Origin of the sequence: Bartonella sp. AP58NXGY (assembly GCF_042195785.1) — a bacterium.
Taxonomy (GTDB): domain Bacteria; phylum Pseudomonadota; class Alphaproteobacteria; order Rhizobiales; family Rhizobiaceae; genus Bartonella.
This window is the reverse complement of the sequence record NZ_JBHIOY010000219.1, coordinates 1-233: the sequence shown is the minus strand read 5'-3', so window position 1 is coordinate 233 and position 233 is coordinate 1. Positions and strand designations below refer to the sequence as shown.

Sequence of the window (233 nt, the reverse complement as noted above, 5' to 3'; positions counted from 1 at the left end):
AATTATGCAAATCAGGTTCCTGTTGCGTTTGATTCGGGGGCTGAAGGTATTGGACTCATGCGTACAGAATTTTTATTTTTAGAGAATCCGCATATTCCGAACGAAGAGGCCCAATTTGATGTATATCGGGCGATGATTGCAGCTGTAGGAGATAAGCCATTAATTATTCGGGCGCTTGATATTGGCGGGGATAAACAGGTTACGCATTTACATTTATCTAAAGAAGATAATCC

Annotated in this window: 1 protein-coding gene; it reads left to right on the top strand. The window is 40.8% G+C overall.

Annotation, left to right across the window (positions count from 1 at the left end; all coding sequences use genetic code 11):
- Positions 1-233 (top strand): putative PEP-binding protein (locus tag ACFINC_RS10555; RefSeq protein ID WP_375617182.1); only part of this gene is annotated, 233 nt, incomplete at both ends.